The 25974-nt window shown below is 64.0% G+C and carries 8 protein-coding genes; 3 read left to right on the top strand and 5 right to left on the bottom strand.

The window, feature by feature from the left end; genetic code table 11:
* Window positions 1–68 precede the first annotated feature (68 nt).
* The gene (locus ACODS1_RS13410; protein WP_489086040.1) at window positions 69–12857 is read right to left on the bottom strand and encodes a retention module-containing protein; all 12789 of its coding nucleotides are present in this window, start codon (window positions 12855–12857) and stop codon (window positions 69–71) included.
* A 447-nt stretch (window positions 12858–13304) separates the two neighbouring features.
* Here ACODS1_RS13410 and ACODS1_RS13405 point away from each other — a divergent pair, with 447 nt between their 5' ends.
* From ACODS1_RS13405 to ACODS1_RS13395, 3 genes are all read left to right on the top strand, one after another.
* Complete coding sequence (locus ACODS1_RS13405; RefSeq protein ID WP_322978178.1) at window positions 13305–14660, top strand: TolC family outer membrane protein; 1356 nt, start codon at window positions 13305–13307, stop codon at window positions 14658–14660.
* Between the two features lie 65 nt (window positions 14661–14725).
* Window positions 14726–16885 (top strand): type I secretion system permease/ATPase, encoded by a 2160-nt coding sequence (locus ACODS1_RS13400; RefSeq protein WP_489086039.1) that lies wholly within the window; start codon window positions 14726–14728, stop codon window positions 16883–16885.
* 10 nt (window positions 16886–16895) lie between these two features.
* Window positions 16896–18254 carry an HlyD family type I secretion periplasmic adaptor subunit gene (locus ACODS1_RS13395; RefSeq protein ID WP_489086038.1) on the top strand — a complete coding sequence of 453 codons (1359 nt, stop codon included), beginning with the start codon at window positions 16896–16898 and terminating at the stop codon, window positions 18252–18254.
* A gap of 7 nt (window positions 18255–18261) precedes the next feature.
* Here the strand turns inward: ACODS1_RS13395 and ligA are convergent, their stop codons facing one another.
* From ligA to ACODS1_RS13375, 4 genes are all read right to left on the bottom strand, one after another.
* A complete protein-coding gene (gene ligA, locus ACODS1_RS13390; RefSeq protein WP_489086037.1) occupies window positions 18262–20622 on the bottom strand; it encodes an NAD-dependent DNA ligase LigA in 2361 nt (786 codons plus the stop codon).
* Window positions 20623–20681: 59 nt separating this feature from the next.
* A complete protein-coding gene (gene zipA / locus ACODS1_RS13385) occupies window positions 20682–21503 on the bottom strand; it encodes a cell division protein ZipA (RefSeq protein ID WP_322978182.1) in 822 nt (273 codons plus the stop codon).
* Between the two features lie 213 nt (window positions 21504–21716).
* Window positions 21717–25205: a chromosome segregation protein SMC gene (smc, locus tag ACODS1_RS13380; RefSeq protein WP_489086036.1), complete on the bottom strand. Its 3489-nt coding sequence runs from the start codon at window positions 25203–25205 to the stop codon at window positions 21717–21719.
* A gap of 6 nt (window positions 25206–25211) precedes the next feature.
* Window positions 25212–25871: a GntR family transcriptional regulator gene (locus tag ACODS1_RS13375; RefSeq protein ID WP_489086035.1), complete on the bottom strand. Its 660-nt coding sequence runs from the start codon at window positions 25869–25871 to the stop codon at window positions 25212–25214.
* Window positions 25872–25974 lie beyond the last annotated feature (103 nt).

Below are 25974 nucleotides of genomic sequence, written 5' to 3'. Positions count from 1 at the left end.
GCCCTACTCTAGTTGAGCGCGCGAACTAAGGAAACTCTGATGCGCCACTCGGACGCAGGCACAGTTCCTCAGGCCACCAGTTGATGCTTGTCCAGCATGCTGTCGATGATCTCGGCCGTACTGCTGCCTATCCCACCTCCGACTATGGTGTTGGCCAGGGTGATGGTCTGATCGACACCGCCCGGATCACCCACATGACCGCTGCTCGACACGCTGATCACGGTACTGCCCGGATCGCTGGCGAAGTCGAAGCTGAGGTACTGGCTCAGAGCATCGGCATCGGCCGGGCTGCTGACACCGACCAGCAGTTGAGACAGATCCAGCTTGTCCCCGCCTTCCAGATCGAAGTCCTTGACCACGTCATGGTAATTGCCGCCGCGATCATCGGCATTCCAGACGAAGGTATCCTGCCCGTCACCGCCAATGAGGATGTCGTCGCCGACGCCACCGATCAGTGTGTCGTTGCCGGTGCCCCCGAGCAGGATGTCATTGCCCATGCCGCCGATCAGGGTGTCATGGCCCGCGCCGCCTTCCAGGCGATCATCACCGGCTGCACCATCGAGTACGTCATCGCCACCGAGCCCCAGCAGCACGTCACTGCCAACGGTACCGACCATGGCGCTGTCGTTGCCCGCGGTGCCGCTGAGCACATGCGGTGCCACCGAGTTGCCGATACCGACCACCAGATTCGCCGTGCTGAAATCACCGTCCGCCTGGGTCAGTTGATAGGTGAATACATCCTCCTTGCCCAGGTTGGCGTAGTCGGCATCCGGCGTGTAGGTGTAGGAGCCGTCGCTATGCAGAACCAGGCTGCCCCACTGCCCATCGATGGTCTTCGAGCTGGTCACGGCTACGTAACTGCCGTTGTCCAGCACGCTGAGCGTCGCGCCTTCGCTGCCCTTGCTGTCCACCGCGCCCCACGGGTGCTCGCTGTGCAGGTAGGTGTTGGGATCGGTGATCAGGTTGCCTGATACCGCCGTGGCGGTCTCGACCAGTACCGCAGCTGCGACCGTGACCAGGGTGATGTTGTCGATGGTCACGCGGAACTGGTTGTTGTTACGGCTCTGGTTGGCCGAAGTACGGTCATTGGCCTCGACGTACAGGCGGTAGGTTCCGCCTGCCAGGTTGAGCAAGGTCTGGGTCGAACCCTGGATCTGGCTCTGTACCGTTACCTCCTGCCAGGTGTTGCCAGACTGCTGGTAGAGCTTCCAGGTAAAGCTGTCGCCCGTACTGGCCGCCGACTGGGTGACATCGAACGACAGCTTGCCAGTCGAGCCCTGAGCGATCTCGAAGGACGGCGTGACGGCCTTGGTGCTGACGCCATCGCTGCTGTTGGTATCTCGCAACTGCAGTCGCCCACCCTCGACCCGCACACCATTGACCCCGCTGTTGCCACTGGTATCGCTACTGGCAATCGCCGTGACGCCCCACTTGTTCGCGGCAGCATTGAGGACGTTGCTGGTTTCCACCACTGTCCGTTCGTCACCGAACGGGAAGAAGCTGTCTTCCGTGTCGAAGACCCAGGGATTGCCAGGATACGAGCCGTTGCTGGTGGACGAGAAATCCGCCAGGACGGTCGTGACCGGATTCGGGGTGACCCAAGTCTGACTCACGTTGGCCTGGGCGTAGTTGTCGTAGGCATAGACCTCGCTGCTGTCGGTGATGGTCAGCGCCAGCTCGCCGGTAACGGCATCGCCGTCATGGTCGACCAGGGTGTAGCGGATGGTTTCGGTCTGGTCGTCAGCCACGTCCTTGTTGAAGCTGTAGCTGTAGGCGCCGGTGAGCAGGTTGATGCTGAATGTGCCACCGCCCGCCGTGGTGAAGGTCAGCACATGGCTGGCCACGTCATAACCGGCAGAGGACATGTCGTAGCTCACACCGTTATGCATGACCTGGCCGATGGGGTGCGCGGCCGGGCCGTCGGCGCCGAAACCGTTGCTGCCTTCGCTGATCACGTTGCCACTGATCACCGTACCGCTGACTGTGCCCTGCAGGGTGTCGTTGAGCTGGTTGAGGTTGGATACCAGGATGGCATCGGTATTGGCGCCCGCCTTGCCGTCATAGGCGATGGGGTTGAGCAACGTCTTGTCCTGGGTGCTTCCCAGCCCCATGCCCAGTGCATAGGACTTGATGTCGTTGGCATTGAGGAAATCGATCCAGGCCTTTTCCTCGGTGCTGTCGATGCCATCGCCCAGTTCCGGGTTGTACTGGCTGCCGCTGTTGTTGCTGGCGCCGCTATTGGACAGCGTCGGCTGGCCGTCGGACAGGAAGTACGAGACGTTCTGCACCTCGCTGCCGACCAGCTTGCCGGACGAGCCGAAGGCATTCATCGCCTTGATCAGCGCATCGTCGTAGTTGGTCGAGCCATCGCCGGCGTTGTTGGCCAGGCCGGTGAGCCAGGCTTTGGCGTCACCGGCCGTCATCCACACGCCACCCACGGCACTGGCCGAGTTGGCAAAGGTGACGATCCGCACCATCACGTCGCCGCGTGCGTCGTAGCTGTCGATCAGGCTCTGCACGGCATCCTTGGCCAACGCCAGCTTGCTGCTGAAGCTACTGACGCCCGGAGGGGCATCGTCCATGCTGCCGGACAGATCCAGCACGATCATCAGGTTGGTCTGGATGCCCTGCGGCTCGCTGGCAGACTTGGCGATATCATCCGGCAGTGCCGGCGAGTCGTCGTCCACGCTGATGGTCAGGCTGCCCACGGCCGGTGCCGACGGCATGCTGGAGTCCCACACCTGATAGGTGAAAGCCAGGCTGAGGTCGTTCTCGTCTGCCGTCCCCGGCAAACTCGGCGCAGCATGATCGAGTGGCTTGAACAGCTCGAAGCGGTAATCCCCGGTCGCCGCGTTGGTCAGGCTGAGGGTGAAGACCGGGTTGTCCTGCGCATCGAAGGCGCTGAGCGTCTTGCCATCGCTACTGAGCTGATAAGTAAGCGCCGAGCCCCCCGAAGACAGACTACCCAGACCACTGGCATCCCAGGCGAAACCACCGAAGCTGTCGACCTGATAACCCAGGCTGCCGCTGGCGGTGGTCGCCTCTCCTGGTAGGTCGTTGGGGCCTTCGGCCAGACCACCCGGCAAGCCGTCTTCGTCCACTTGGCCGAAGGCCTGGCCTCCCTGGGGATCGTTGCCCGTCAGGTTAAGGGTCAGCGTACCGACGGAGGTATCGCCATCGCCGTCCTGGATCTGATAGCTGAAGGTCTCGGGGCCGGCACTGGCGCCACTGCCAGCGGTGTAGATCAGGTTGCCATTGACATCGATCAGCAGGGTACCGCCCTGGCTGCCCTGGCCGAGAATCTGCACAGGGGCGGTGGTGGATTTGCCATCGCTGCCGAAATCGTCATTGCCGGTCAGGTCAGTGACGTTACCGATCACTTGGTTGGCGGCCGTGCGCGACACGTCATCAGCCAGCGTATCGTTGACCGCGGTCGGTGCATCATCACGGAAGCCCACTACCTGCCCGAGGTCGATACTGGCCGAGCTGTGATCACCATCGGCATCGCTGATGGTGGCCTGCAGAGCGACCTTGCCGGCACCGAGCAACTGCAGCTCGTCCGGCTGCGCGGTTGGGTGTACCACGGCCAGCAGTTGCGTGAGGGTCACCACCCCAGCGGCATCGACGCTCAGGGTGAAGACCAACTCATTGCCTGTCTCGGTTCGCCCTTCGACCACGTTGCCGTTGAGCACCAGTTTGACCGCCTGGCCACTGGCGGTCTCCACCAGCCCGGAGTCAGCCGAGTTGATCACCAGCCCATAAGTCAGCGAGCCCGGGCCATCGGCGCCGTATTCGGCATTGAAAGCCGAGCTGAAGTTACGACTGACGGTCGCCTGCGACGTACCCAGATCGGTTTCATCGACCTGCAGCGGCATGCCCCAGGTGACGTTGGTGTTGACGTCGTTGTAGTCGTAGTCGGCGTTGTCGGTCACGTCCTCCCAGTTCTGGTTACCGGGCGCCGCATTGTCCTGCAGGTGCGAACCGCCCGGGTTGAACTCGGCACGGTCGAATAGCACATTCGCCCCACCGGCGCCCGTGAGCGGCACGCCGCCCAGCAAGGCCTGCCAGTGACCATCGACATCCTGCTCGAAGGTCACTTCGGCGCCATTGCTCAGGGCAGCATTGGCCGCTCCGTTGGGAATGATGAAGAAGCCAACCTCGTTCGGATCCAGGCCATCGAGGTCGAAGGTGCTGCCTGTAGCCTCAGCCTTGACGTCCGCCCAGATCACCTTGCCTACCGAAGGATTACCGTCGGCATCACGGGTGTAGTAGCCATAGCTGTTGTCGAAGCCGGCATTGCTGCCAAGCAACGTTGCCTGCGACTCGAAACCCGGTTGCAGGGCCTGGATGGTCGGTGTGTCATCGTTGACCAGCACATCGAGCCGCCCTTCGGCGGTATCACCGTCACCATCGGTCAGGGTGTAGCCGATCTGCAGGGTGATGTCGTTCTCGTCCAGGCCGGCTACATGCATCAGCGGTTGGTGCAGTTGCACGCTATAGGCGCCGGCAGCCGGATTGGTGAGAGCCACGGTCAGCAACACACCACGGGCATCGCTGCTGATGGTCAGGGTGTTGGTCTGGGCGTTCCAGGTCGAGGTGACACTCTCGATACCGAGCACACTCGGCCCAGACAGCGCGATGCTGCCAAAGCCATCGGAGCCGGTGGTGAAGTCGAGGGTGCCGGTGACCGTGGTGTAAGTGCCGGACACATCGCCTTCGCCGCCATTGATGCCATTGGCCAGTCCTTCATCGTCAAGGGCGAAGGCGGCCTGGCTGATGCCAGCCGAAGGCCCGTCGTCCTCGAAGCCAACCACCTTGCCCAGATCCAGGCTGGCACTGTGCGAATCGCCATCCTTGTCGTAGATGGTCACGCCGAGCTGCAGCAGGCCCTCCTTGATCGGTGCCAGCTCGTCGTGGCTGCCGGTATTGCCATGCTCGATCGCCTGGTATTGCTCCAGGGTCACATTGCCGTTACTGGCATTGACGCTGATCTTGAACACGGTCACGCCGTTGGCCGTGCCCAGGATGTTGCCGTCGGCATCCTTGGACAACAGGATGTCACCGCCAGCCGTGGCATCCAGCCCGGAGTCCACGCCATTGCTGCTTAGGTTCAGTTCGAAACGGGTACGCGAGGCATCCAGACCATCGGAGCCGGCATCGACGCTCAGATTGAACAGATCCTGGCCCTGAATGCTCGCATAGCCGAGCACGCTGCCATGACCGACCTCATCGTTCGGCGCCGCATAGCCGGGCTCGTTCTGGCTGGAACCAGCGGTGCCAATCGACTCGTCGACGTACAGGCCTACCCCCTGGCTCAGCTCGAAGGTAGTGACCTTGGGCCCGTCGTCCTCGAAACCGACCACCTTGCCCAGATCCAGGCTGGCACTGTGCGAATCGCCATCCTTGTCGTAGATGGTCACGCCGAGTTTCAGCACGCCATCCTTGATCAGTGCCAGCTCGTCGTGGCTGCCGGTATCGCCATGGGCGATGGCCTTGTACTGCTCCAGGGTAACGCTGCCATCGGTGGCATTGACGCTGATCTTGAAGATGGTGACGCCGTTGGCCTTGCCGAGGATGTTGCCGTCGCCGTCCTTGAACAGCAGGATGTCGCCGCCTGCCGTGGCGTTCAGCCCCGAGTCAACACCGTTGCTGGTGAGCGTCAGGCTGTAGCGGGTGCGGCTGGCATCGAGTCCATCGGAACCGGCATCGACGCTCAGGCTGAACAGATCAGCCCCCGGAACGCGCACATAGCCCAATACATTGCCATGGCCAACTTCGTCGTTCGGTGCGGCATAGCCGGGTTCGTTCTGGCTGGAGCCGCTCTGCCCAACCGACTCATCGACATACAGCCGCGCGCCCTGCGCCAAGGCAAACGAGGTAACCAGAGGCCCGTCATCCTCGAAGCCGACCACCTTGCCCAGATCCAGGCTGGCACTGTGCGAATCGCCATCGTTGTCGTAGACAGTCACGCCGAGTTTCAGCACGCCATCCTTGATCAGTGCCAGCTCGTCGTGGCTGCCGGTATCACCATGCTTGATCGCCTGGTACTGCTCCAGCGTCACGCTGCCATCAGTGGCATTGACGCTGATCTTGAACACGGTCACGCCGTTGGCCTTACCGAGGATATTGCCGTCGCCATCCTTGTACAGCAGGATGTCGCCGCCTGCCGTGGCGTTCAGCCCCGAATCTACACCGTTGCTGGTGAGCGTCAGGCTGTAGCGAGTGCGACTGGCATCGAGGCCATCGGAACCGGCATCGACGCTCAGATTGAACAGATCGCCACCCGCAACACGCACGTAGCCCAACACGTTGCCATGCCCGACCTCGTCGGTCGGCGCCACGTAGCCGTTCTCGTTCTGGGTCGAACCGCCCTGCCCGACCGACTCGTCGACATACACGCGCACGCCGCGCTCCAGCTCGAACGACGTAACCTTGGGCCCGTCATCCTCGAAGCCGACCACCTTGCCCAGATCCAGGCTGGCACTGTGCGAGTCGCCGTCTTTGTCGTAGACGGTCACGCCGAGTTTCAGCACGCCATCCTTGATCAGCGCCAGGTCGTCGTGATCACCGCTGTCGCCATGCTTGATCGCCTGGTATTGCACCAGTGTCACGCTGCCGTCGGTGGCATTGACGCTGATCTTGAACACGGTGACGCCATTGGCCGTGCCGAGGATGTTGCCATCGCTGTCCTTGGACAACAGGATGTCGCCACCGGCCGTGGAATCCAGCCCGGAGTCGACACCTTGCTGAGTAAGCGTCAGTTGGTAGCGCGTACGACTGGCATAGAGACCATCGGAGCCGGCATCCACGCTGAGGTCGAATAGATCGTGCCCCTCGATCCGGGCGTAGCCGAGCACGTTACCGTGCCCCTGCTCGTCGTCGGGCGCCGCCCAACCCGGCTCGCTCTGGCTGGAGCCACCCCTGCCAACCGACTCGTCGACGTAGAGCTTGGCCCAGCGCTCCAGTTCGAACTCGCTGATCTTCGGCCCGTCATCCTCGAAACCGACCACCTTGCCCATATCCAGGCTGGCGCTCTGCGCGTCGCCATCCTTGTCATAGACGGTCACACCGAGTTTCAGCACACCCTCCTTGATCAGCGCCAGGTCGTCGTGGCTGCCGGTATCGCCATGGGCGATGGCCTTGTACTGTTCCAGGGTCACGCTGCCATCGGTGGCATTGACGCTGATCTTGAAGATGGTGACGCCGTTGGCTTTGCCGAGGATGTTGTCGTCGCCGTCCTTGAATAGCTGGATGTCGCCGCCTGCCGTGGCATCGAGGCCCGAATCCACACCATTGGCGCTGAGGCTCAGGCTGAAGCGGGTACGGCTGGCATCCAGGCCATCCGCGCCACCGTCGGCGCTCAGGCTGAACAAATCCTTGCCCTGGATGCGCGCGTAACCCAGCACGCTGCCATGGCCGACCTCATCGTTCGGCGCGGCATAGCCCGGTTCATTCTCGCTGGAGCCGGCCGTACCGACCGACTCGTCTACATAGAGCTTCGCCCCCTCGGCAACCGAGAAAGCCGTGATCTTCGGCCCGTCGTCCTGGAAGGAGAAGTAGGACGATTTGCCGCCGGCCAGTTCCACGCTCTCGCTGCGGGTGACGGCATCACCGTCGCCATCGACGAGGGTCACCTGATACTGCAGTTTCAGCGAACCGTCCTTGATCAGCAGGTCGACCGCTTCATCGAAGCGCTGGCCGTTGTCCGGGTGACGAATGGCCTCGAACAGCGTGGTCTGCAATTGCGCCTGACCGTCGACCGTGACGATGGCAATGGTGAAGACCGTATCGCCGCTGCTGTCGAGCCCTCTGAGCAGTTGGCTGTCGGAGGCATCGACGACCAGACGGATGGCCCCGCCATCAGTGGCCGACAGCGTGGTGGCCAGGCCCTCAGGCGGGATGCCGGTAAAGCTCAGGCTGCTACTGAACGACGCAGGGCCATCGGCCCCGGCCGCGGCGGTCACGCTGAACAACGCGCTGAGACCGCCAGAAACCTGAGTCGTGGTACGCGCCAGCGCGCCGCTGGCATCGTCATTGATATAGCCCTGGCTGGTGTCGTCGTTGGCGGCGTAGCGATCCTGCTCACCACGGGTTTCGTCCAGAACCACCTCCAGTTGCCCGAGCGCCTGGCCGTCGACTCCGAGGCTCAGGGTCGGCACATCGTCCTCGATATTGATCACGAACAGGCCGCCCACACCTTCAGGAATGTTCAGCGGATCGCCGTCACCATCGGTGATGGCCAGCAGATGGGTGAAGTCGATGCCGATCTGGCCATTGCTCGACCACAGTTCACTGTCGTTGCCATCGGCCTGCGGATGATCGATCGGCCCCTGCAGGGTGAAACTGAAGCTGCCATCGGCATTGATCACCAGGGTGAACACCGGATAGCCACCGACCTCTGCGGCAGCGGTCGCGGTGAGCGTGGTGCTGAGCAGATGGCCCTGGTCGTCGAGGCTTTCACTGACCGTATAGACCAGTGGCCTTTCCGCCGAGGCCAGGCCCTGCCCATCGAGAGCGGCCGTAGCGGCCTCGCTGCTGACCAGGCCAAAGCTGCCGCGCCCATCGGCACCGAAGGCCACCAGCGAGGCCAGGCTGCCCGCGCCGGTAGCGGTACTGACCACCAGGGTCTGACCAAACTCGGGATTGCCGACATGCGGGGTGTCGAGCTTGTCTTCATGAACGGTGCCACCGATGGCGGGCGGTGTGCTGTTCGTCCAGGTGGCCTGGATGTTGACGTCGTTGTAGTCGTTGTCGCTGCCGCTGTTGTTGACGTCTTCCCAGTTCTGATTGCCGGGGGCGGCGTTGTCCTGAACATGGGGTTTGTTATCAGGATTCAGTGCCGGATTGTCGAACACCACGCTGGCACCGCCTTCGCCTACCAGCGGAGAACCATTGGCAAAGGCCTGCCACTGGCCATCGACCAGCTCGAAGCTCACCTCGGTGCCATTGCTGACGCCATTGGCACCACCGTTAGGGATGATGAAGAAGCCAATGCTGTCGGGGGCCAGGCCTTCCAGCGTCACGCTGCTGCCAATACTCAGTTGGGTCGTGTCGGACCACACCACCACACCGCTGACCGGCACACCGTCCGCCCCCTTGATGTAATAACCGTAGCTATTGGCGTAGGACGCATCGCCGCCCTGATAGGTCAAGGTCAGGCTGTATTCCGGCTCGCTGGTCACCAGTTCGGGAACATCGTCCTCGATGTTGATGACGAACAGCCCACTGCTGCCCTCAGGCAGTTTTAGCGGATCGCCATCGCCATCGGTAGCGGTGAACAGCTGGGTGAAGTCGATCCCGGTTGCCCCAGCGTTGCTCCACAGCTCGCCATCATCACCATTGGCCTGGGGATGGTCGATCGGCCCCTGAAGGGTGAAACTGAAACTGCCATCGGCATTCACCTGCAAGGTGAAGACCGGGTAATTGCCCAGGCTGTCGGCAGATACCGCCGTCAGCGTGGTGCTGACCAGCTTGCCGTCGACAACGGTTTCCACCACGTCGTAGACCAGGTTTTCACCCCCTGATTTCAGGCCCTGAGCCTGCAGCAGCGCGGTGGCGGTATCGCCGTCAACCAGACCGAAAGCGCCAGGGCCATCAGCCCCGAAGGACACCAGCGAACTCAGCGTCCCCGCGCCCGTTTCAGTGCTTACCACCAAGGTCTGCGCGCCACCCTCGGCATTGCCGGTGTAAGGCGAGGACAGCAGATCCTCATGCACCGTCCCGCCCGGCAGCGCCTGCTGCGGATCGAGGTTCTTCAGGACTGGCACATCATCCTCAATATCGATGACGAAGCTGCCCTCGGCGAAGCCGCCGAAGATCGGGTCGCCGTCACCATCGGTGGCCACCAGCACACCGGAGAAGTCCAGCGCCAGGTCGCTGCCGCCCAGCGTTTCCGAGTCCACACCATCCTGCTGCGGATGATCGACCGAGCCTTGCAGGGTGAAGTCGTAGCTGCCGTCAGGCCGCACCACCAGATTGAAGACCGGCTGGCCGCCCTCGCCGGCCGTCGCGGTCAGCGTGGTGCCATCGCTGGAGACGCTATACACCAGCGCCACTCCGCCGGAGGTCAGGCCCAGCGCCTGCAGCCCGGACAAGGCGCCAGGTTCCTGGCTCAACTGGAAGCCGCCGCGACCGTCCGCACCGAACTCCACCAGTGCATCCAGGGTGCCGGCCGCGCCGCTGGCCATCAGCGTCTGACCGCTGCCTTCGGCATTGCCGCCGGTCAGGGCATCTTCCTGCACCTGACCGGTAACCACCGGACGCTCCTCGCCGCCGATCTGCACCGGCACGTCATCCTCGATATCGATGACGAAGCTGCCCTCGGCGAAGCCGCCGAAGATTGGGTCACCGTCGCCATCGGTAGCCACCAGCACGCCGGAGAAGTCCAGCGCCAGACCACTGCCGCCGAGGGTTTCCGAATCCACGCCATCCTGCTGCGGATGATCGACCGTGCCTTGCAGGGTGAAGTCGTAGCTGCCGTCAGGCCGCACCACCAGATTGAAGACCGGCTGGCCGCCCTCGCCGGCCGTCGCGGTCAGCGTGGTGCCATCGCTGGAGACGCTATACACCAGCGCCACTCCGCCGGAGGTCAGGCCCAGCGCCTGCAGCCCGGACAAGGCGCCAGGTTCCTGGCTCAACTGGAAGCCGCCGCGCCCGTCCGCACCAAACTCCACCAGCGCATCCAGGGTGCCGGCCGCGCCGCTGGCCGTCAGCGTCTGGCCGCTGCCTTCGGTATTGCCGCCGCTCAGGGCATCTTCCTGCACCTGACCGGTAACCACCGGACGCTCCTCGCCGCCGATCTGCACCGGCACGTCATCCTCGATATCGATGACGAAGCTGCCATCGGTGAAGCCGCCAAAGATCGGATCGCCGTCGCCATCGGTGGCCACCAACACACCGGAGAAGTCCAGCGCCAGGTCGCTGCCGCCCAGCGTTTCCGAGTCCACACCATCCTGCTGCGGATGATCGACCGGGCCTTGCAGGGTGAAGTCGTAGCTGCCGTCAGGCCGCACCACCAGATTGAAGACCGGCTGGCCGTCCTCGCCGGCCGTCGCGGTCAGCGTGGTGCCATCGCTGGAGACGCTGTACACCAGCGCCACCCCGCCAGAGGTCAGGCCCAATGCCTGCAGCCCGGACAAAGCGCCAGGTTCCTGGCTCAACTGGAAGCCGCCGCGACCGTCCGCACCGAATTCCACCAGTGCATCCAGGGTGCCTGCCGCACCGCTGGCCGTCAGCGTCTGACCGCTGCCTTCGGCATTGCCGCCAGTCAGGGCATCTTCCTGCACCTGACCGGTAACCACCGGATGCTCCTCGCCACCGATCTGCACTGGCACGTCGTCCTCGATATCGATAACGAAGCTGCCGCTGACGAAACCGCCAGGCACGGCATCGCCGTCGAAATCCGTGGCGATCAGCAGCTTCGAGAAGTCCAGGGACAACTCACTGCTACCCAGTGTTTCCGAGTCGACCCCGTCCTGCTGCGGATGATCGATAGGCCCGAGCAGGGTGAAGGTGTAGCTGCCGTCCGCGCCGACCACCAGGGTGAATACTGGCGCGCCTTCCGCGCCAGCGGTGGCAGTCAGGGTGGTGCCGTCTGCCGAGACCGAGTAGACCAACGGCTGGCCGGCCGATGACAAACCCAGCGCCTGCAGGTCGCTCAGCGCTTCGGCACGGGTGTCGAGCTGGAAGCTGCCGGGGCCGTCGGCGCCGAAGTCGACCAGGTTGTTGAGCGTGCCCGGCTCACCGATGGCCTGGGTGGTTTGCGTCGGCAGGTTGCCCGGCTCGGCATTACCGCTGCTCAGCGCGTCCTCGTGCACCTGGCCGCGAATCCACGGCCGTTCCTGCTCGCCGCCCGACTGCACGGGGCTGTCGTCGTCGATCAGGATGCTCAGGCTGCCGGTCGCTGGCGTGCCGTTACCGTCGGTGATGGTGTAGCCGAACTGGTAGAGGATGTCGTTCTCGTCACTGCCGCCCAGTTCCGGGGCTGCGTGATCGAGGGGGGCGAAAAGCTGGAACTGATAGGCGCCGGTCGCCAGGTTGGTGACCTGGGCCACGAACACCACGGACTCTCCCGCCGTCGCGATCAGCGTCAGGCCATCTGGGCTGACCTGATAGACCAGCGGCATGCCACCGGAAGTGACGCCCAGCGCGGCCAGGCCGGCGGTCGACCAGGTGAAGGTGCCGGGACCATCGGGGCCGAAATTGTAGCCCAGTACGCCGGTGACCTGGGTCGCGGCGCCGTCCAGATCGTTGACACCGCCGACGATGCCATCGGGCAGGCCGTCTTCATCGACCGCATTGGCGGCAGTACCGCCCGTGGGAACGCCGTCGGGCACGGCTGCGGCGGTGATTTCCGGTGCAGGAAACTCCGGCGCCGCATTCAGCCCTTCAGTGGGAAAGCCGATGGTCGGGTCGACCGCGCCGCCGACTTCGCTCAGCAGCACGAAGGAATTGCCACCGCCCGCACCACCGGCGCCGCCCCCGCCGGCACCAGGCCCGGCGGCGGTCGCTTCGGCTTGCAGGGTCGGGTCGGCACCAGCCTCGATAGCCGCCTGCAGTTGCTCGACATCGGTGAGGTCGCCGTCAGAGGGCGCGGTCGGCGGTGTCTCGACCACGGGCGGCCGGTAGTCACCGTTGTCACCGAGCAGTTGCGTATCGAGGGTCAGGCTGCTGTCGCGCCCCAGGGTCAGTTGCTCGCCATTGCTCATGGCCACGGCGACCGCGCCAGTGGCGCCGGTGACCAGTTGCTCACCCGCGTAAACCCGATCCCCTTCGCTGATTGGCCGGCGCGATCCATCGCTCGCTACCGCGAACACTTCGCCGACCACCTGACTGACGATACCGATAAGAGTAGCCATGATTCCATCCTCACTACGGCTGCCGACCCACGCCGACACGTATCACTCGAAAGGGCCAAAGCACCTTGTTCAACGCGTGAGGAGGGAAAAACAGCACTGAGTGGAATGGAGCGGCGCAAAACTCAAAAAACGCTACTGACAAAAAAATGTCACCACAGTCCGCGTCGAACTATTCCATCAGATTAATTCCCGCCCTTCTGGTGCCTGACCGTTTGTTTTGGCCGCACAGCCCCGGAAAACGGGGCGCTGCGCGACCGATACGTTCAAACAATGTGCTGCTTTTCGCAGAGTTCATAAGATTTTTTGTGAATATGGCTTGTGAAAAAATCTTCTTAGCTACTCAAAAAGTTGTTCTTAGATTTGATGTTACAAGCTTGAAACGGTTTGTAAGTCAAAAAAGCCATTTTTCTGGCGACAGGATAAGAACTTCGATTAAGGAGACTCCCGATGCGCACTCTCACCCCTCTGTGGAGCGCCATGCTTTTGGCGATGGCCAGTATGCAGGTTCATGCGATGACACTTTCCGAGGCCATCCAGAGCACGCTGGACAACCACCCGGAAGTCCGCGCAGCGGTGAACAGCCGCCTGTCCTCGGACGAGGACGTCAAGTTCGCGCGTGGCGGCTACCTGCCGACCGTCGACCTGCTGGTCGGCTACGGTCGGGAAAACACCGACAGCCCGAGCACCCGCGCGCTGGGTGATCACAACACCGAGACACTCAACTACCGCGACGCCGAACTGCGCCTGCGGCAGATGCTCTTCGATGGCTTCAACACGCCCAACGAGGTGGCCCGCACCGAGGCGGTGGTGAACTCCCGCGCCTACCGTCTGCTGGGCACGTCCGAAAGCCTGGCCCTGCGCACCGTGGAGGTGTACCTCGATGTGCTCAAGCGCCGCGAGATGGTCGACCTGGCACGCAACAATCTGCAGGCCCACCAGCGCATCAACGACCAGATCGGCCTGCGCAGCCGCCAGGGCGTCGGCAGCGCAGCCGACCTCGACCAGTCCGAAGCCCGTCTGGCCCTGGCGCAGAACAACCTCTACACCGAGGAGGTCAACCTGTCCGATGCCGAAGCCAACTTCTTCAGTGCAACGGGCAGGATGCCCGATGAGCTGGTCTCACCCTCCTCGGTCAAGGGCGGCATGCCGGCTGATCTGCTGGCCGCACGGCAAACGGTGATGGACAACAACCCCTTCCTGAAATCCGCCCAGGCCGACGTCAACGCCGCCGAGAAACAGTACGAAGTGGCCAAGTCGCCCTTCTATCCGCGCTTCGACATCGAGCTGGCCACCAATGCCAACGACAACGTGCAGGGCGACGAGGGCCACTACAACTCCTGGCGGGCAGGCGTGGTGATGAACTACAACCTGTTCAACGGCATGCGCGACAAGGCCCGCCTGCAATCGGCCGCGCACCAGGTCAACGAATCGATGGACATCCGCAACAACGCGCTGCGGGTGATCAACGAGAACCTCTCCCTGGCCTGGAACGCCATGGAGAACGCCCGCCTGCAAACGCCCAAGGCACGCGACTACGCCGAATACACCGCACGTGTGCGCGAGGCCTACCAGCAACAGTTCAGCCTGGGGCAGCGCACCCTGCTCGACCTGCTCGACAGCGAGAACGAGCTGTTCACCGCCAACCGCCGCTACACCGAGGTGCGCTACAACGAGGAATTCTCGATGTACCGGGTGGTTGCCGCCATGGGAGATCTGCTGCGTCAGCAGCAGGTCGTAGTACCGGCTGAAGCGGTAGCCCTCACCGAGGTGAAGAGCGAAGCGCGGTTGCCGGAAATGAAGTAAGCCGTGCCAGCAGGTCGCCAGGCGCGTAGTGCATGCCTGGCGGTCTGCGGCTGCAGGAGTCGTACATGACCACGATGGAACGGCCGATACCGGCCAGCGATCCCCGCCTCAGTCACGATGATCCCTTGCTCGATGGCCTGTTGATCCTCTGCAAGCTGCATGACTGCAAGGCCAGCCGTGGCAGCCTGACGGCGGGGCTGCCCTTGCCGGCACAACGCCTCACGCCCGATCTGCTCGACCGCGCCGCCGCGCGGGCCGGCCTGCAGGGGCGTCTGCTGCAACGCGAACTCGCCAGCATTTCCGCGCTCAATCTGCCGGTGCTGCTGCTGCTCAGAAATGGCCGCAGCGCCGTGCTGCGCCAATGGGGGCCGAAGCAGCAGGCGCAGATCCTGCCCTGTGAAACGGACGGCGGCGAACAGTGGGTCAGCCATGAACAGCTGGCCGCCGAATACAGCGGCCAGGCATTCTTCGCCCGCCCCCGGCACGAATTGGAGGAAGCCCGCACGCCGCTGGTGCCGCGCATCGAAGCCTGGTTCCGTGACACCCTCAAGCTGTCGCGCTGGCTCTACACCGATGCCGTGCTGGCCAGCCTGCTGATCAACCTGCTGGGCCTGATGGTGCCGCTGTTCGTCATGCAGACCTACGACCGCGTGGTGCCCAACCAGGCCACCTCGACGCTCTGGGTGCTGGCCATCGGTCTGCTGGTTGGCACCGGCTTCGAACTGCTGCTGAAAGTCTTGCGTGCGCACCTGCTCGACACCGCCGGCAAGAAAACCGACGTGGTGCTCTCGGCCACCCTGTTCGAGCGCATCACCGGCATGTCGATGAAGGCGCGCCCGGCCACCATCGGCGGCTTCGCTCAGAGCATCCACGACTTCCAGGGTCTGCGCGACTTTCTCACCGCTGTGACCCTGACCAGCCTGATCGACTTGCCCTTCTCCCTGCTGATGCTGCTGGTCATCGGCCTGATCGGCGGCCCGCTGGTGGTCATTCCGCTGCTGGCCTTCCCCATCACCATCCTGTTCGCCTGGATCATCCAGGTGCGCCTGCGCGACACGGTGCAGAAGAGCCTGCAACTCGGCTCACAGCGCCAGGCCCTGCTGATCGAGACCCTCAGTGGGCTGGAGATGCTCAAGGTGTGCGGCGCCGAGAGCGAGCGCCAGCACCAGTGGGAGCAGACCCACGGCGCCCTCACCCGCCTGGACGGCCACGCCAAGTTCCTCGCTTCGCTGGCCACCAACGGCACCCTGTTCCTGCAGCAGTTCGCCGGCATGGCGACCATCATCGCCGGGGTCTACTCGATCATCGCCGGCCACCTCAGCGTTGGCGCGCTGGTCGCCTGCTACATGCTCGGCAGCCGCATCCTCGCGCCACTGGGGCAGATCGCCGGACTGATCACCCGCTACCAGCAGGCGCGCCTGACCATGACCAGCACCGACGCGCTGATGGCCCTGCCGCAGGAGCGCCAGGACAAGCAGCGCCCGCTGGATCGCACCCAGCTCAAGGGCGCGCTGGACGTGCGCCAGATCAGCTTCGCCTACCCGGGCCAGAGCGCGCCGGCGCTGAGCAACGTCAGCCTGCGTCTGGGCGCCGGTGAACGCCTTGGCATCATCGGCCGCAGCGGTTCCGGCAAGAGCACCCTGGCGCGCCTGCTGATGGCCTTCTACAGCGCCGACGAGGGGCAGATCCTGCTGGACAACCTCGACCTGCGCCAACTGGACGTCGCCGACCTGCGTCACCAGATCGGCTACGTCGCCCACGACCTGCCGCTGCTGTCGGGCAGCCTGCGCGACAACCTCACCCTCGGCGCGCGCTACATCAGCGATGCGCGCATGCTGGAAGTCGCCGAGCTGACCGGCGTGGTCGAACTGGCGCGCCAGCATCCGCAGGGTTTCGACCGTCCGGTGGGCGAGCGCGGCCAACAGCTCTCCGGCGGCCAACGCCAGGCCGTGCTGCTGGCCCGCGCGCTGCTGCTCGATCCGCCGATCCTGGTGCTCGACGAACCCACCAGCGCGATGGACAACACCAGCGAAGACCAACTGCGCCAGCGCCTGCACAAATGGGTGCAGGGCAAGACGCTGATCCTCATCACCCACCGCGCCTCCATGCTCAGCCTGGTCGACCGCCTGGCCGTGCTGGACAACGGTCGGTTGGTGGCGGATGGGCCGAAGGAGTCCGTGATCGAAGCCTTGCGCAAGGGCCGCGTCGGCCCGGCCAGCCTCTAGGAGCCACGCCATGCAAGCCAATCCGAGCCTAGGCAGTTACCTCGACGGCCTGCGCGAACGGCGCCAGGACACCGAGTTCATGCCGGAAGTGGAAGGCGCCATCCTGCAGGACTCGCCCTGGTTGACCCGTGCCACGGTCTGGGCAGTCAGTGCCTGCCTGCTCGCCGCGCTGGTGTGGGCGCACTTCGCCGTGCTCGAAGAAGTCACCACCGGCGAAGGCAAGGCCATCCCGTCGAGCAAGGTGCAGGTCATCCAGAACCTCGAAGGCGGCATCGTCAGCGAGATTTTCGTCCGCGAGGGCCAGATCGTGGACAAGGGCGATACCCTGCTGCGCCTGGATGACACGCGTTTTCTCTCCAACCAGGGCGAGACCGAGGCCGACCGCCTGGCGCTGGTCGCGCGCATCGAGCGCCTCAGCGCCGAGGCCGAGGGCCGTGCCCCGGTACTGGCCGAGGAAATCATGCGTGACGCGCCACGCCTGGCGGAGGATGAACTGGCCCTGTACCGCTCGCGCCAGCAGCGTCTGCAAGGCGAGCAGCGCACCCTTGGCGAGCAGTTGCGACAAAAGGAACAGGAGCTGGCCGAGTTCCGCTCCAAGGCCGCGCAGTACCGCTCCAGCCTCGGCCTGCTGCAACAGGAACTGAACATGTCGCAGCCACTGGTCGCCTCGGGTGCCATCGCCGAGGTGGAAATGCTCCGCCTGCGTCGTAGCGCGGTGGAGATGCGCGGCTCGCTGGAAGCCACCAACCTGGCCATTCCCCGCGCCGAGGCGGCCATGGCCGAGATCAAGAGCAAGATGCAGGAGTCCGAGGTGACCTTCCGCTCCGATGCCCTCAAGGAACTCAACGAAACGCGCACCCAACTGCAGAAGATCACCGCCACCAGCGTCGCCATCCAGGACAAGGTGACCCGCACCACTGTCACCTCACCGGTGCGCGGGGTGATCAAGCAGCTCAAGGTCAACACCATCGGCGGCGTGGTACAGCCCGGCAGCGACATGCTGGAGATCGTGCCGCTCGACGACAGCCTACTGATCGAGGCCAAGGTGCGCCCGCAGGACGTGGCCTTCCTTCATCCGGGGCAGAAGGCCATGGTCAAGTTCACCGCCTACGACTACACCATCTACGGCGGGCTCAAGGCCAATCTGGAACTGATCAGCGCCGACACCATCAGCGACGAGGAAGGCAACAGCTTCTACCTGATCCAGGTGCGTACCGAGAAAAGCCACCTGGGCAGCGAGGAACATCCGCTGCTGATCATCCCCGGCATGGTCGCCAGCGTGGACATCATCACCGGCGAGAAGAGCGTGCTGGCCTACCTGCTCAAGCCCGTGCTCAAGGCGCGTGCGGAGGCCATGCGCGAGCGTTGAGCGCGGGTTAAACCGTGATGCCGTAGGCCTTGAGCTGCTCGATGAACTGCGCTTCGTCCAGCACCTTGACGCCCAGCTCGCTGGCCTTGGCCAGCTTCGAGCCGGCACCGGGGCCGGCCACCACGCAGTGGGTCTTGGCCGATACCGAACCGGCCACCTTGGCGCCGAGGCTTTCCAGCTTGCCCTTGGCCACGTCGCGGCTCATGACCTCCAGGGTGCCGGTCAGCACCCAGGTCTGGCCGGCCAGGGGCAGGCCTTCGGCGACCTTCTTCTCGCTTTCCCAGTGCATGCCGAAATCGCGCAACTGCTGCTCGATGGCGCGCGCACGCCGGGCATTGTCCGGGTTGTCGAAGAACTCGCGTACGGCCTTGGCCTGCTTCTCCGGCAGGGTCTGGCGCATGTCCAGCCAGTCGCCGCCGAGCACGCCGTCGAGACTGCCGAAACGCTCGGCCAGCTTCTGCGCCGCGCCGGGGCCGACGCTGGGGATGTTCAGCTTGTCGAGCATGCCGCCCAGGGTCGCAACGGCGCTGAACTCGGCGCCCAGCTCGCCCTCTTCCTGCAACTGCAGGCCGCACTCGCCCAGCAGAGCTGCAATCACCTGCTGGTTGTGCCCGTCCTCGAAGAAGCTGTGGATCTCGTGCGCCACTTCCAGGCCGATATCCGGCAGGTAGGTGAGCACCTCGGGCAGAGCCTGCCGAATGCGCGCCAAGGCGCCCAGAGAACGGGCCAGCACCTTGGCGGTTTCTTCGCCGACATCAGGAATACCGAGGGCGTAGATGAAGCGCGCCAGGATCGGACGCTTGCTGTCTGCGATAGCCGCCAGCAGCTTGTTGCTGGACACCTCGGCGAAGCCTTCCAGGCCGATGATCTGCTCGAAGCTCAGCTTGAACAGATCAGCCGGCGAGCCGATCAGCTTCTCGTCCACCAGTTGCTCGATGGTCTTGTCGCCGAGGCCTTCGATGTCCATGGCGCGGCGCGAGACGAAGTGGATGATCGCCTGCTTGAGCTGCGCCTGGCAGCTCAGGCGACCGACGCAGCGGTACACCGAACCTTCGCTGACCGATTCCTTGCCCTTGCTGCGCTTGATCAGCTGCGTGCGCTCCACGGCCGAGCCGCACACCGGGCATTGCTCGGGGATGTGCACGGGCCGCGCATCGTCCGGGCGGCGCTCGGGCACCACGGCCATGACTTGCGGGATCACGTCACCGGCGCGGCGGATGATCACCGTGTCGCCAATCATCACGCCCAGGCGCGCCACCTCGTCCATGTTGTGCAGGGTGGCGTTGGCCACCATCACGCCCGCCACCTTGACCGGCTTGAGGCGCGCCACGGGCGTCACCGCGCCGGTACGGCCGACCTGGAATTCCACGTCGAGCAGCTCGGTCAGCTCTTCCTGCGCAGGAAACTTGTGGGCGATGGCCCAATGCGGCGTGCGCGCACGGAAGCCCAGTTGCTGCTGGTCTTCGATGGTGTTGACCTTGAACACCACGCCGTCGATGTCATAGGCCAGGCTCATGCGCCGCTGGCCGATATCGCGGTAGTAGTCCAGGCACTCTTCGATGCCCTTGGCCAGTTTCAGCTCACGGCTGATCGGGATGCCCCAGGCCTTGAGCTGCTGCAGAATGGCCACCTGGGTGCCGGGTAGCTCGCCGCTGACCTGGCCGATGCCGTAACAGCAGAATTCCAGTGGGCGGCTGGCGGTGATCTTCGGATCGAGCTGACGCAGGCTGCCCGCCGCGGCGTTGCGCGGGTTGGCGAAGGTCTTGCCACCGGCCTCGGCCTGACGCGCGTTGAGTTCCTCGAAGCCGGCCTTGGGCATGAACACCTCGCCACGCACCTCCAGCACCTGCGGCCAGCCTTCGCCCTGCAGCTTGAGCGGCACGTTGCGGATGGTGCGCACGTTGGCGCTGATATCCTCACCGGTGGCGCCATCGCCACGGGTGGCGCCACGTACCAGTTGGCCGTTCTCGTACAGCAGGCTCACCGCCAGGCCATCGAGCTTGGGCTCGCAGCTGTATTCGACCTCGGCACCGCCACCGAACAGATCACCGCCCGACAGCCCCAGGCCGCTCTGCACGCTGCGGTCGAAGGCGCGTAGATCCTCGTCCTCGAAGGCATTGCCGAGGCTGAGCATCGGCACCTCATGGCGCACCTCGCCAAAGGCGCCAAGGGCCTCACCACCGACACGCTGGGTCGGCGAATCGGGCGTGACCAGTTCCGGATGCTCGGCTTCCAGCGCCTGCAACTCACGGAACAGGCGGTCGTACTCGGCATCGGGAACGCTCGGTTCGTCCAGCACGTAGTAACGGTAGTTGTGCGCGTCCAGTTCCTGGCGCAGCGCGGCGATACGTTGGGCGGCGTCGGTCATGCTCGATCTCTCAAACGAAAAGAGCAGCCTGGGCTGCTCTTTTGCAATGCGCTGGTGTATCAGCGTTTCTGGGTCAGCTGCCGGCGCTCGAATTCAACGATGCGCTGGCGGTAATGTTCGATGGTCTGTGCGGTCATCACGCTGCGCTGGTCATCCTTCAGCTCGCCGCCCAGCTCGTGGGCCAGCTTGCGCGCGGCAGCAACCATCACGTCGAAGGCCTGCTTCGGATGACGCGGGCCAGGCAGGCTGAGGAAGAAGCTCACGGCGCGGGTGCTGAAACCTTCGATGTCGTCGAGATCGAAGGTGCCGGGCTTGAGTGCGTTGGCCATGGAGAACAGCACCTCGCCATTGCCGGCCATGCTCTCGTGGCGATGGAAGATGTCCATTTCGCCGAAACGCAGGCCGCTTTCGAGGATGTTCTGCAGCAGTGCCGGGCCCTTGAAACCGATGTCGTCGCGAGCGACCACGTTGATCACCAGCACCTCTTCCACCGGTGCGGCATCGGCAGCCGGCTTGGCGCTCTTCTTCGGCTCGTCGATCTCGTCATCGACCGGGTTGAGCAAGGTCGGCACCGGCTCGTCGACGGCCAGGTTGAGGTCACCTTGTTGCGGCTCGTTACGTGGGCGACGCGGCAGATCCTTGGCGCTCATCGACGGCAGTTCGTCTTCGTCGAACTGAGGCTCCAGATCGCGCTTGACCACACGGGGCGGGCTCAACAGATCGGGATCGCTGTCGTCATCGCCTGCATTGGCAAAACTGCGATCGAGCTTGAACTTGAGTTTGCCCTTGCCGCCCCGCATACGACGCCAGCCATCGAAAAGAATGCCAGCGATAACGATGATGCCAATAACGATCAGCCATTCGCGCAGACCGAATTCCATGAAATACCCGACCCCTAAAAAATTCTGATTAAAAAAGATCCAATCAATCGGATCGCAACTCGACTATAAAACGCGGCGTCGACAGGATGTTCGTGTGACGTTTTCCGCGTGTAACAAAAAGTGGGCAATAAGCTAGCACGACGAAAGGCAACTTTACACCGCCAGACACATCAGGTTGGGCTGGCGTTCAGCCATAACGTGATACTTCTGGCACTATGCCTCCACCATTGCCAGCGCCTCCTCGACATCCACCGCCACCAGGCGTGAGCAGCCCGGCTCATGCATGGTGACGCCCATCAACTGATCGGCCATTTCCATGGCGATCTTGTTGTGGGTGATATAGATGAACTGCACCGTCGCAGACATCTCCTTGACCAGGCGCGCATATCGACCCACGTTGGCGTCGTCCAGCGGCGCATCCACTTCGTCCAACATGCAGAACGGCGCCGGATTGAGCTGGAAGATGGAAAACACCAGTGCCAACGCAGTCAGCGCTTTCTCTCCACCGGAGAGCAAATGAATGGTGCTGTTCTTCTTGCCCGGGGGCCGCGCCATGATGGTTACACCGGTATCGAGTAAATCTTCGCCGGTGAGTTCCAAATAAGCGTTGCCGCCACCGAAAACTTTTGGAAAGAGTGCCTGCAAACCGCCATTGATCTGATCGAAAGTGTCCTTGAAACGGTTGCGCGTTTCCTTGTCGATCTTGCGAATGACATTCTCCAGGGTTTCCAGCGCTTCGACCAGGTCGGCGTCCTGCGCATCCAGATAGCGCTTGCGCTCGGACTGCTGCTGATACTCGTCGATGGCCGCCAGGTTGATCGGCCCGAGACGGGCGATGCGCGCGGCCATGCGCTCCAGTTCTTCTTCCCAGGCGCTCTCGCTGGCCTCGGCCGACAGCGTGGCGATCACCCCATGCAGATCGTAGTTGTCTTCGGCGAGCTGGTCGGCCAAGGCCTTGCGCCGCACGTTGAGCGACTGCCAGTCCATGCGCTGCTGTTCGAGTTGGCCGCGCAGCAATTGCGCCTGCTGCTCGGCCTGAGTGCGGCGTTTCTCGGCATCACGCAGTTCGCGGTCGGCGTCTTCCAGCGCTAGGCGCGCCTGACGCAGTTCATCGTCCACCGCCATGCGCCGTTCGAGCAGTTCTTCGAGCTTGATGCGCAGCTCTTCCAGCGGCGCCTCGCCCTCTTCCAGGTTCAGCGACAGTTGCTCGCGCCGTTCGTGCAGGCGTTCGGCTTGCATCTGCAGGCGCTCCAGCGCCTGGCGGGTGGAGTCGTGCTGCGCCTTGAGCGAGCCGACACGCACTGCCAACTGATGGGCGTGATCCTTGTGCTGACGTGCCTCCTGGCGCACCCGATCAAGACGCTCGCGCAGGCTGTCACGGCTGGCCAGCAGGCTTTCACGCTGCTCGTTATCCAGCGCCATGGCATCCAACGCGTCCTGCAGTTGCAGACGTGACTCGCCCAGTTGTTCCTGCTCGATCTCGCGTTGTTCGGCCGCTTCCTGCAATTCGTCCTGCAGGCGACGACGGCGCAGGCCCAACTGCTCGGCCTTGGCCTGGCTGGCGGACAGCTTTGCCTTCAACTCACTCAGTTGCCGCGCCAGCTCCTGGCCTTGGCGACGCTGTTGCTCACGCTGCTCTTCCTGAAGACGTTGTTCGTCACGCAGCCCCAGCAGACGCTCATCCAGTTGCGCCAGGGCCGCTTCGCGCTCCTCACGCTCCAGTTGCAGACGCTCCAGCTCCTGGCCGCGCGCCAGCACGCCACTGTCGGCTTCGGCAGCACGACGCACGCGCAGGAAGTGTCGACCGACCCAGTAGCCGTCGCGGCTGATCAGGCTTTCGCCTTCGGTCAGTTGCCCACGGGCGGCCAGCGCCTGTTCCAGCGACTCCACCGGGCGCACGCCGGCCAGCCAGGGCGACAAGTCGTGGCTTGACTCGACCTTGTCCAGCAGGCTGCCGGCACGGCGCGTACCGCCTTTGCCGGGATTGGCCAGGCGCAGCTCGCCCTGCTCCAGCGCAGAGAAATCCAGGCCGGCGAAATCATCCAGCAGCACGGCCTGCAGGTCGGCACCGAGCACGGTTTCCACTGCCAGCTCCCAGCCGGACTCGACGCGAAGCCCTTCGGCCAGGCGCGGGCGCTGTTGCAGGTTCTGCTCGCGCAACCACTCGCCGGCGCCCTGCCCCGGGTCGAGCGCCGCCTGCTGCAGCGCCTCCAGCGAAGCCAACCGGCCGTTCAGGCGTTGCAGCTCGCCTTGCGCCTGCTGCTGGGCCTGGCCAGCCTGCTGCAATTCCTCGCGCAGTTGCTGTAGGCGCTCGGCCTGCTGTTCTTCGGCCAGTTGCAGCGCTTCATGCTCCAACTCACCGGCAGCGAGCTGTTCGTTCAATTCGAGAATGGCGGCGTCTTCGGGATCGGCCGCCAGTTGCTGCAATTCTTCGTTGAGGCGGCGCTGGCGTTCGGCCAGGCGCTCGAGGCTCTGTTCCAGCTGGGCGATGCGCGATTGCTGCACCTCGGCCTGGCGGCGCGGTTCGGCGCTGCGCTGGTTGAAGCCGTCCCACTGTTCCTGCCAGCCGTGCATGGCGGCTTCGGCCTCTTCCAGGCTGGCAGCGGATTCTTCGGCGGCAGCCGCAGTCATCTCCTGCTCGGGCAGGAGCATTTCAAGCTCTTCGCCCAGGGTGGCCAGCAAGGTTCGGTCGTGCCCCAGGTGCGATTCGGTTTCCAGGCGCGCCTTTTCCGCTTCGCGCAAATCGTCCTGCAATTGGCGCAGGCGCTGCTGGCCGTGCTGGATGCTCTGCTCAACGCGGGCGATATCGCCGCCCACCGAGTAGAAACGGCCCTGAACCAGATTGAAGCGTTCCGACAATTCGTGATGGCCGTCGCGCAGGCGCTCGATGCTGGCATCGGCACTGCGCTGCTCGGCCACCAGCGCCTCGAAGGCGACTTCCTGATCGCCGATCACCTGCTCGCGGCTGCCGACCTGCTGGTTCAGCGTCTGCCAGCGCAGGGCCAGCAGTTGCGCCTTGAGCTGACGCTCCTCGGCCTTGTATTCCTGGTACTTCTCCGCGGCCTGTGCCTGGCGGTGCAGGCGTTCGAGCTGGCGCTCCAGCTCTTCGCGCAGGTCGGTCAGACGTGCCAGGTTTTCCTGGGTGCGGCGGATGCGGTTCTCGGTCTCGCGGCGGCGCTCCTTGTACTTGGAGATGCCGGCGGCCTCTTCGATGAAGTTGCGCAGCTCCTCGGGCTTGGCCTCGATCAGCTTGCTGATCATGCCCTGTTCGATGATCGAGTAGCTGCGCGGGCCCAGGCCGGTGCCGAGGAAGATGTCGGTAATGTCGCGGCGGCGGCATTTGGTGCCGTTGAGGAAGTAGGTGTTCTGCCCGTCGCGGGTCACCCGGCGGCGAATGGAAATCTCGGCAAAGGCGGCGTATTCGCCCACCAGCGAGTTGTCACTGTTGTCGAAGATCAGCTCGATGGAGGCCTGGGTCACCGGCTTGCGCGTGTTGGAGCCGTTGAAGATGACGTCGGTCATCGACTCGCCACGGAGGTTCTTCGCCGAGCTTTCGCCCATCACCCAGCGCACGGCATCGATGATGTTGGACTTGCCGCAACCGTTGGGCCCGACCACCGCCGCCATGTTGCTGGGGAAGCTCACCGTCGTCGGGTCGACGAAGGACTTGAAACCGGCCAGTTTGATGCTCTTCAGGCGCATCTGGGCTTACCGCTCGGCCAAAGTCGCCAGCACCAGCTGGCAGTTGTGCTGGCCGTAGGCCTCCAGAACCTGGCGGGCGCGCGCATGATCACGGGCGATGATCGCCTGCAGCAGGCTGGCGAAGGTGCCGATGAACTGACCCATCTCGCCTTTACGCCGCTCCAGCGCCAGGTGGTAGGTGCGGCTGATGGCCGGCAACAGGTTCTCCAGGGTTTCCTGCAGATAGGGGTTGTCGGCGAACGGAAAAGCGGCACGCATCACGTCGAAGCTGCTCTCGACGAAGGCGCCGATATCGCCGCGCTGCAGGTTTTCCAGCAGGCGCTGCTGAATGTCGATGAAAGGCGCCAGATCCGCATCCACCTGCCAGCGCTCGATCACTGCACGCGCCAGCATGATGTACAGCTCGATGCTCAGCGCGTAGAGGCTGGTGACGTGATGCGGGGTCAATTCGCTGACCTGAGCGCCGCGACGCGGCAGGATCACGATCAGGTGGCGGCGCTCGAGGATCAGCAACGCCTCACGCACCGAACCACGGCTGACATTGAGCGCCTGGGTAACTTTTTGCTCCTGGATGCGCTCACGTTCCTTGAGCTCACCGCGAATGATGCGTTCGGCCAGGTAATGGGCAATTTGCTCGGCGAGGCTGTCCGGGGCCTTGAACGTCATGACATTCCTTATTTGCGTCGATCCAGGGGCAGGCGGTCGAGTCTGGGAGCCCCGCCACGGCTGGGCAGGAGCGGAAAAAACTGGCGGCGAGTGTAACACAGGG

Source organism: Pseudomonas sp. FG29 (assembly GCF_057809355.1).
This window is presented reverse-complemented; position numbering and strand designations above follow the sequence as displayed.

Bases quoted from the DNA above. Each gene is read 5' to 3' on its own strand.
- zipA (WP_322978182.1), bottom strand. From the start codon at position 21,503: ATGGAATTCGGTCTGCGCGAATGGCTGATCGTTATTGGCATCATCGTT.
- ligA (WP_489086037.1), bottom strand. From the start codon at position 20,622: ATGACCGACGCCGCCCAACGTATCGCCGCGCTGCGCCAGGAACTGGAC.
- smc (WP_489086036.1), bottom strand. From the start codon at position 25,205: ATGCGCCTGAAGAGCATCAAACTGGCCGGTTTCAAGTCCTTCGTCGAC.
- ACODS1_RS13405 (WP_322978178.1), top strand. From the start codon at position 13,305: ATGCGCACTCTCACCCCTCTGTGGAGCGCCATGCTTTTGGCGATGGCC.
- ACODS1_RS13400 (WP_489086039.1), top strand. From the start codon at position 14,726: ATGACCACGATGGAACGGCCGATACCGGCCAGCGATCCCCGCCTCAGT.
- ACODS1_RS13375 (WP_489086035.1), bottom strand. From the start codon at position 25,871: ATGACGTTCAAGGCCCCGGACAGCCTCGCCGAGCAAATTGCCCATTAC.
- ACODS1_RS13410 (WP_489086040.1), bottom strand. From the start codon at position 12,857: ATGGCTACTCTTATCGGTATCGTCAGTCAGGTGGTCGGCGAAGTGTTC.
- ACODS1_RS13395 (WP_489086038.1), top strand. From the start codon at position 16,896: ATGCAAGCCAATCCGAGCCTAGGCAGTTACCTCGACGGCCTGCGCGAA.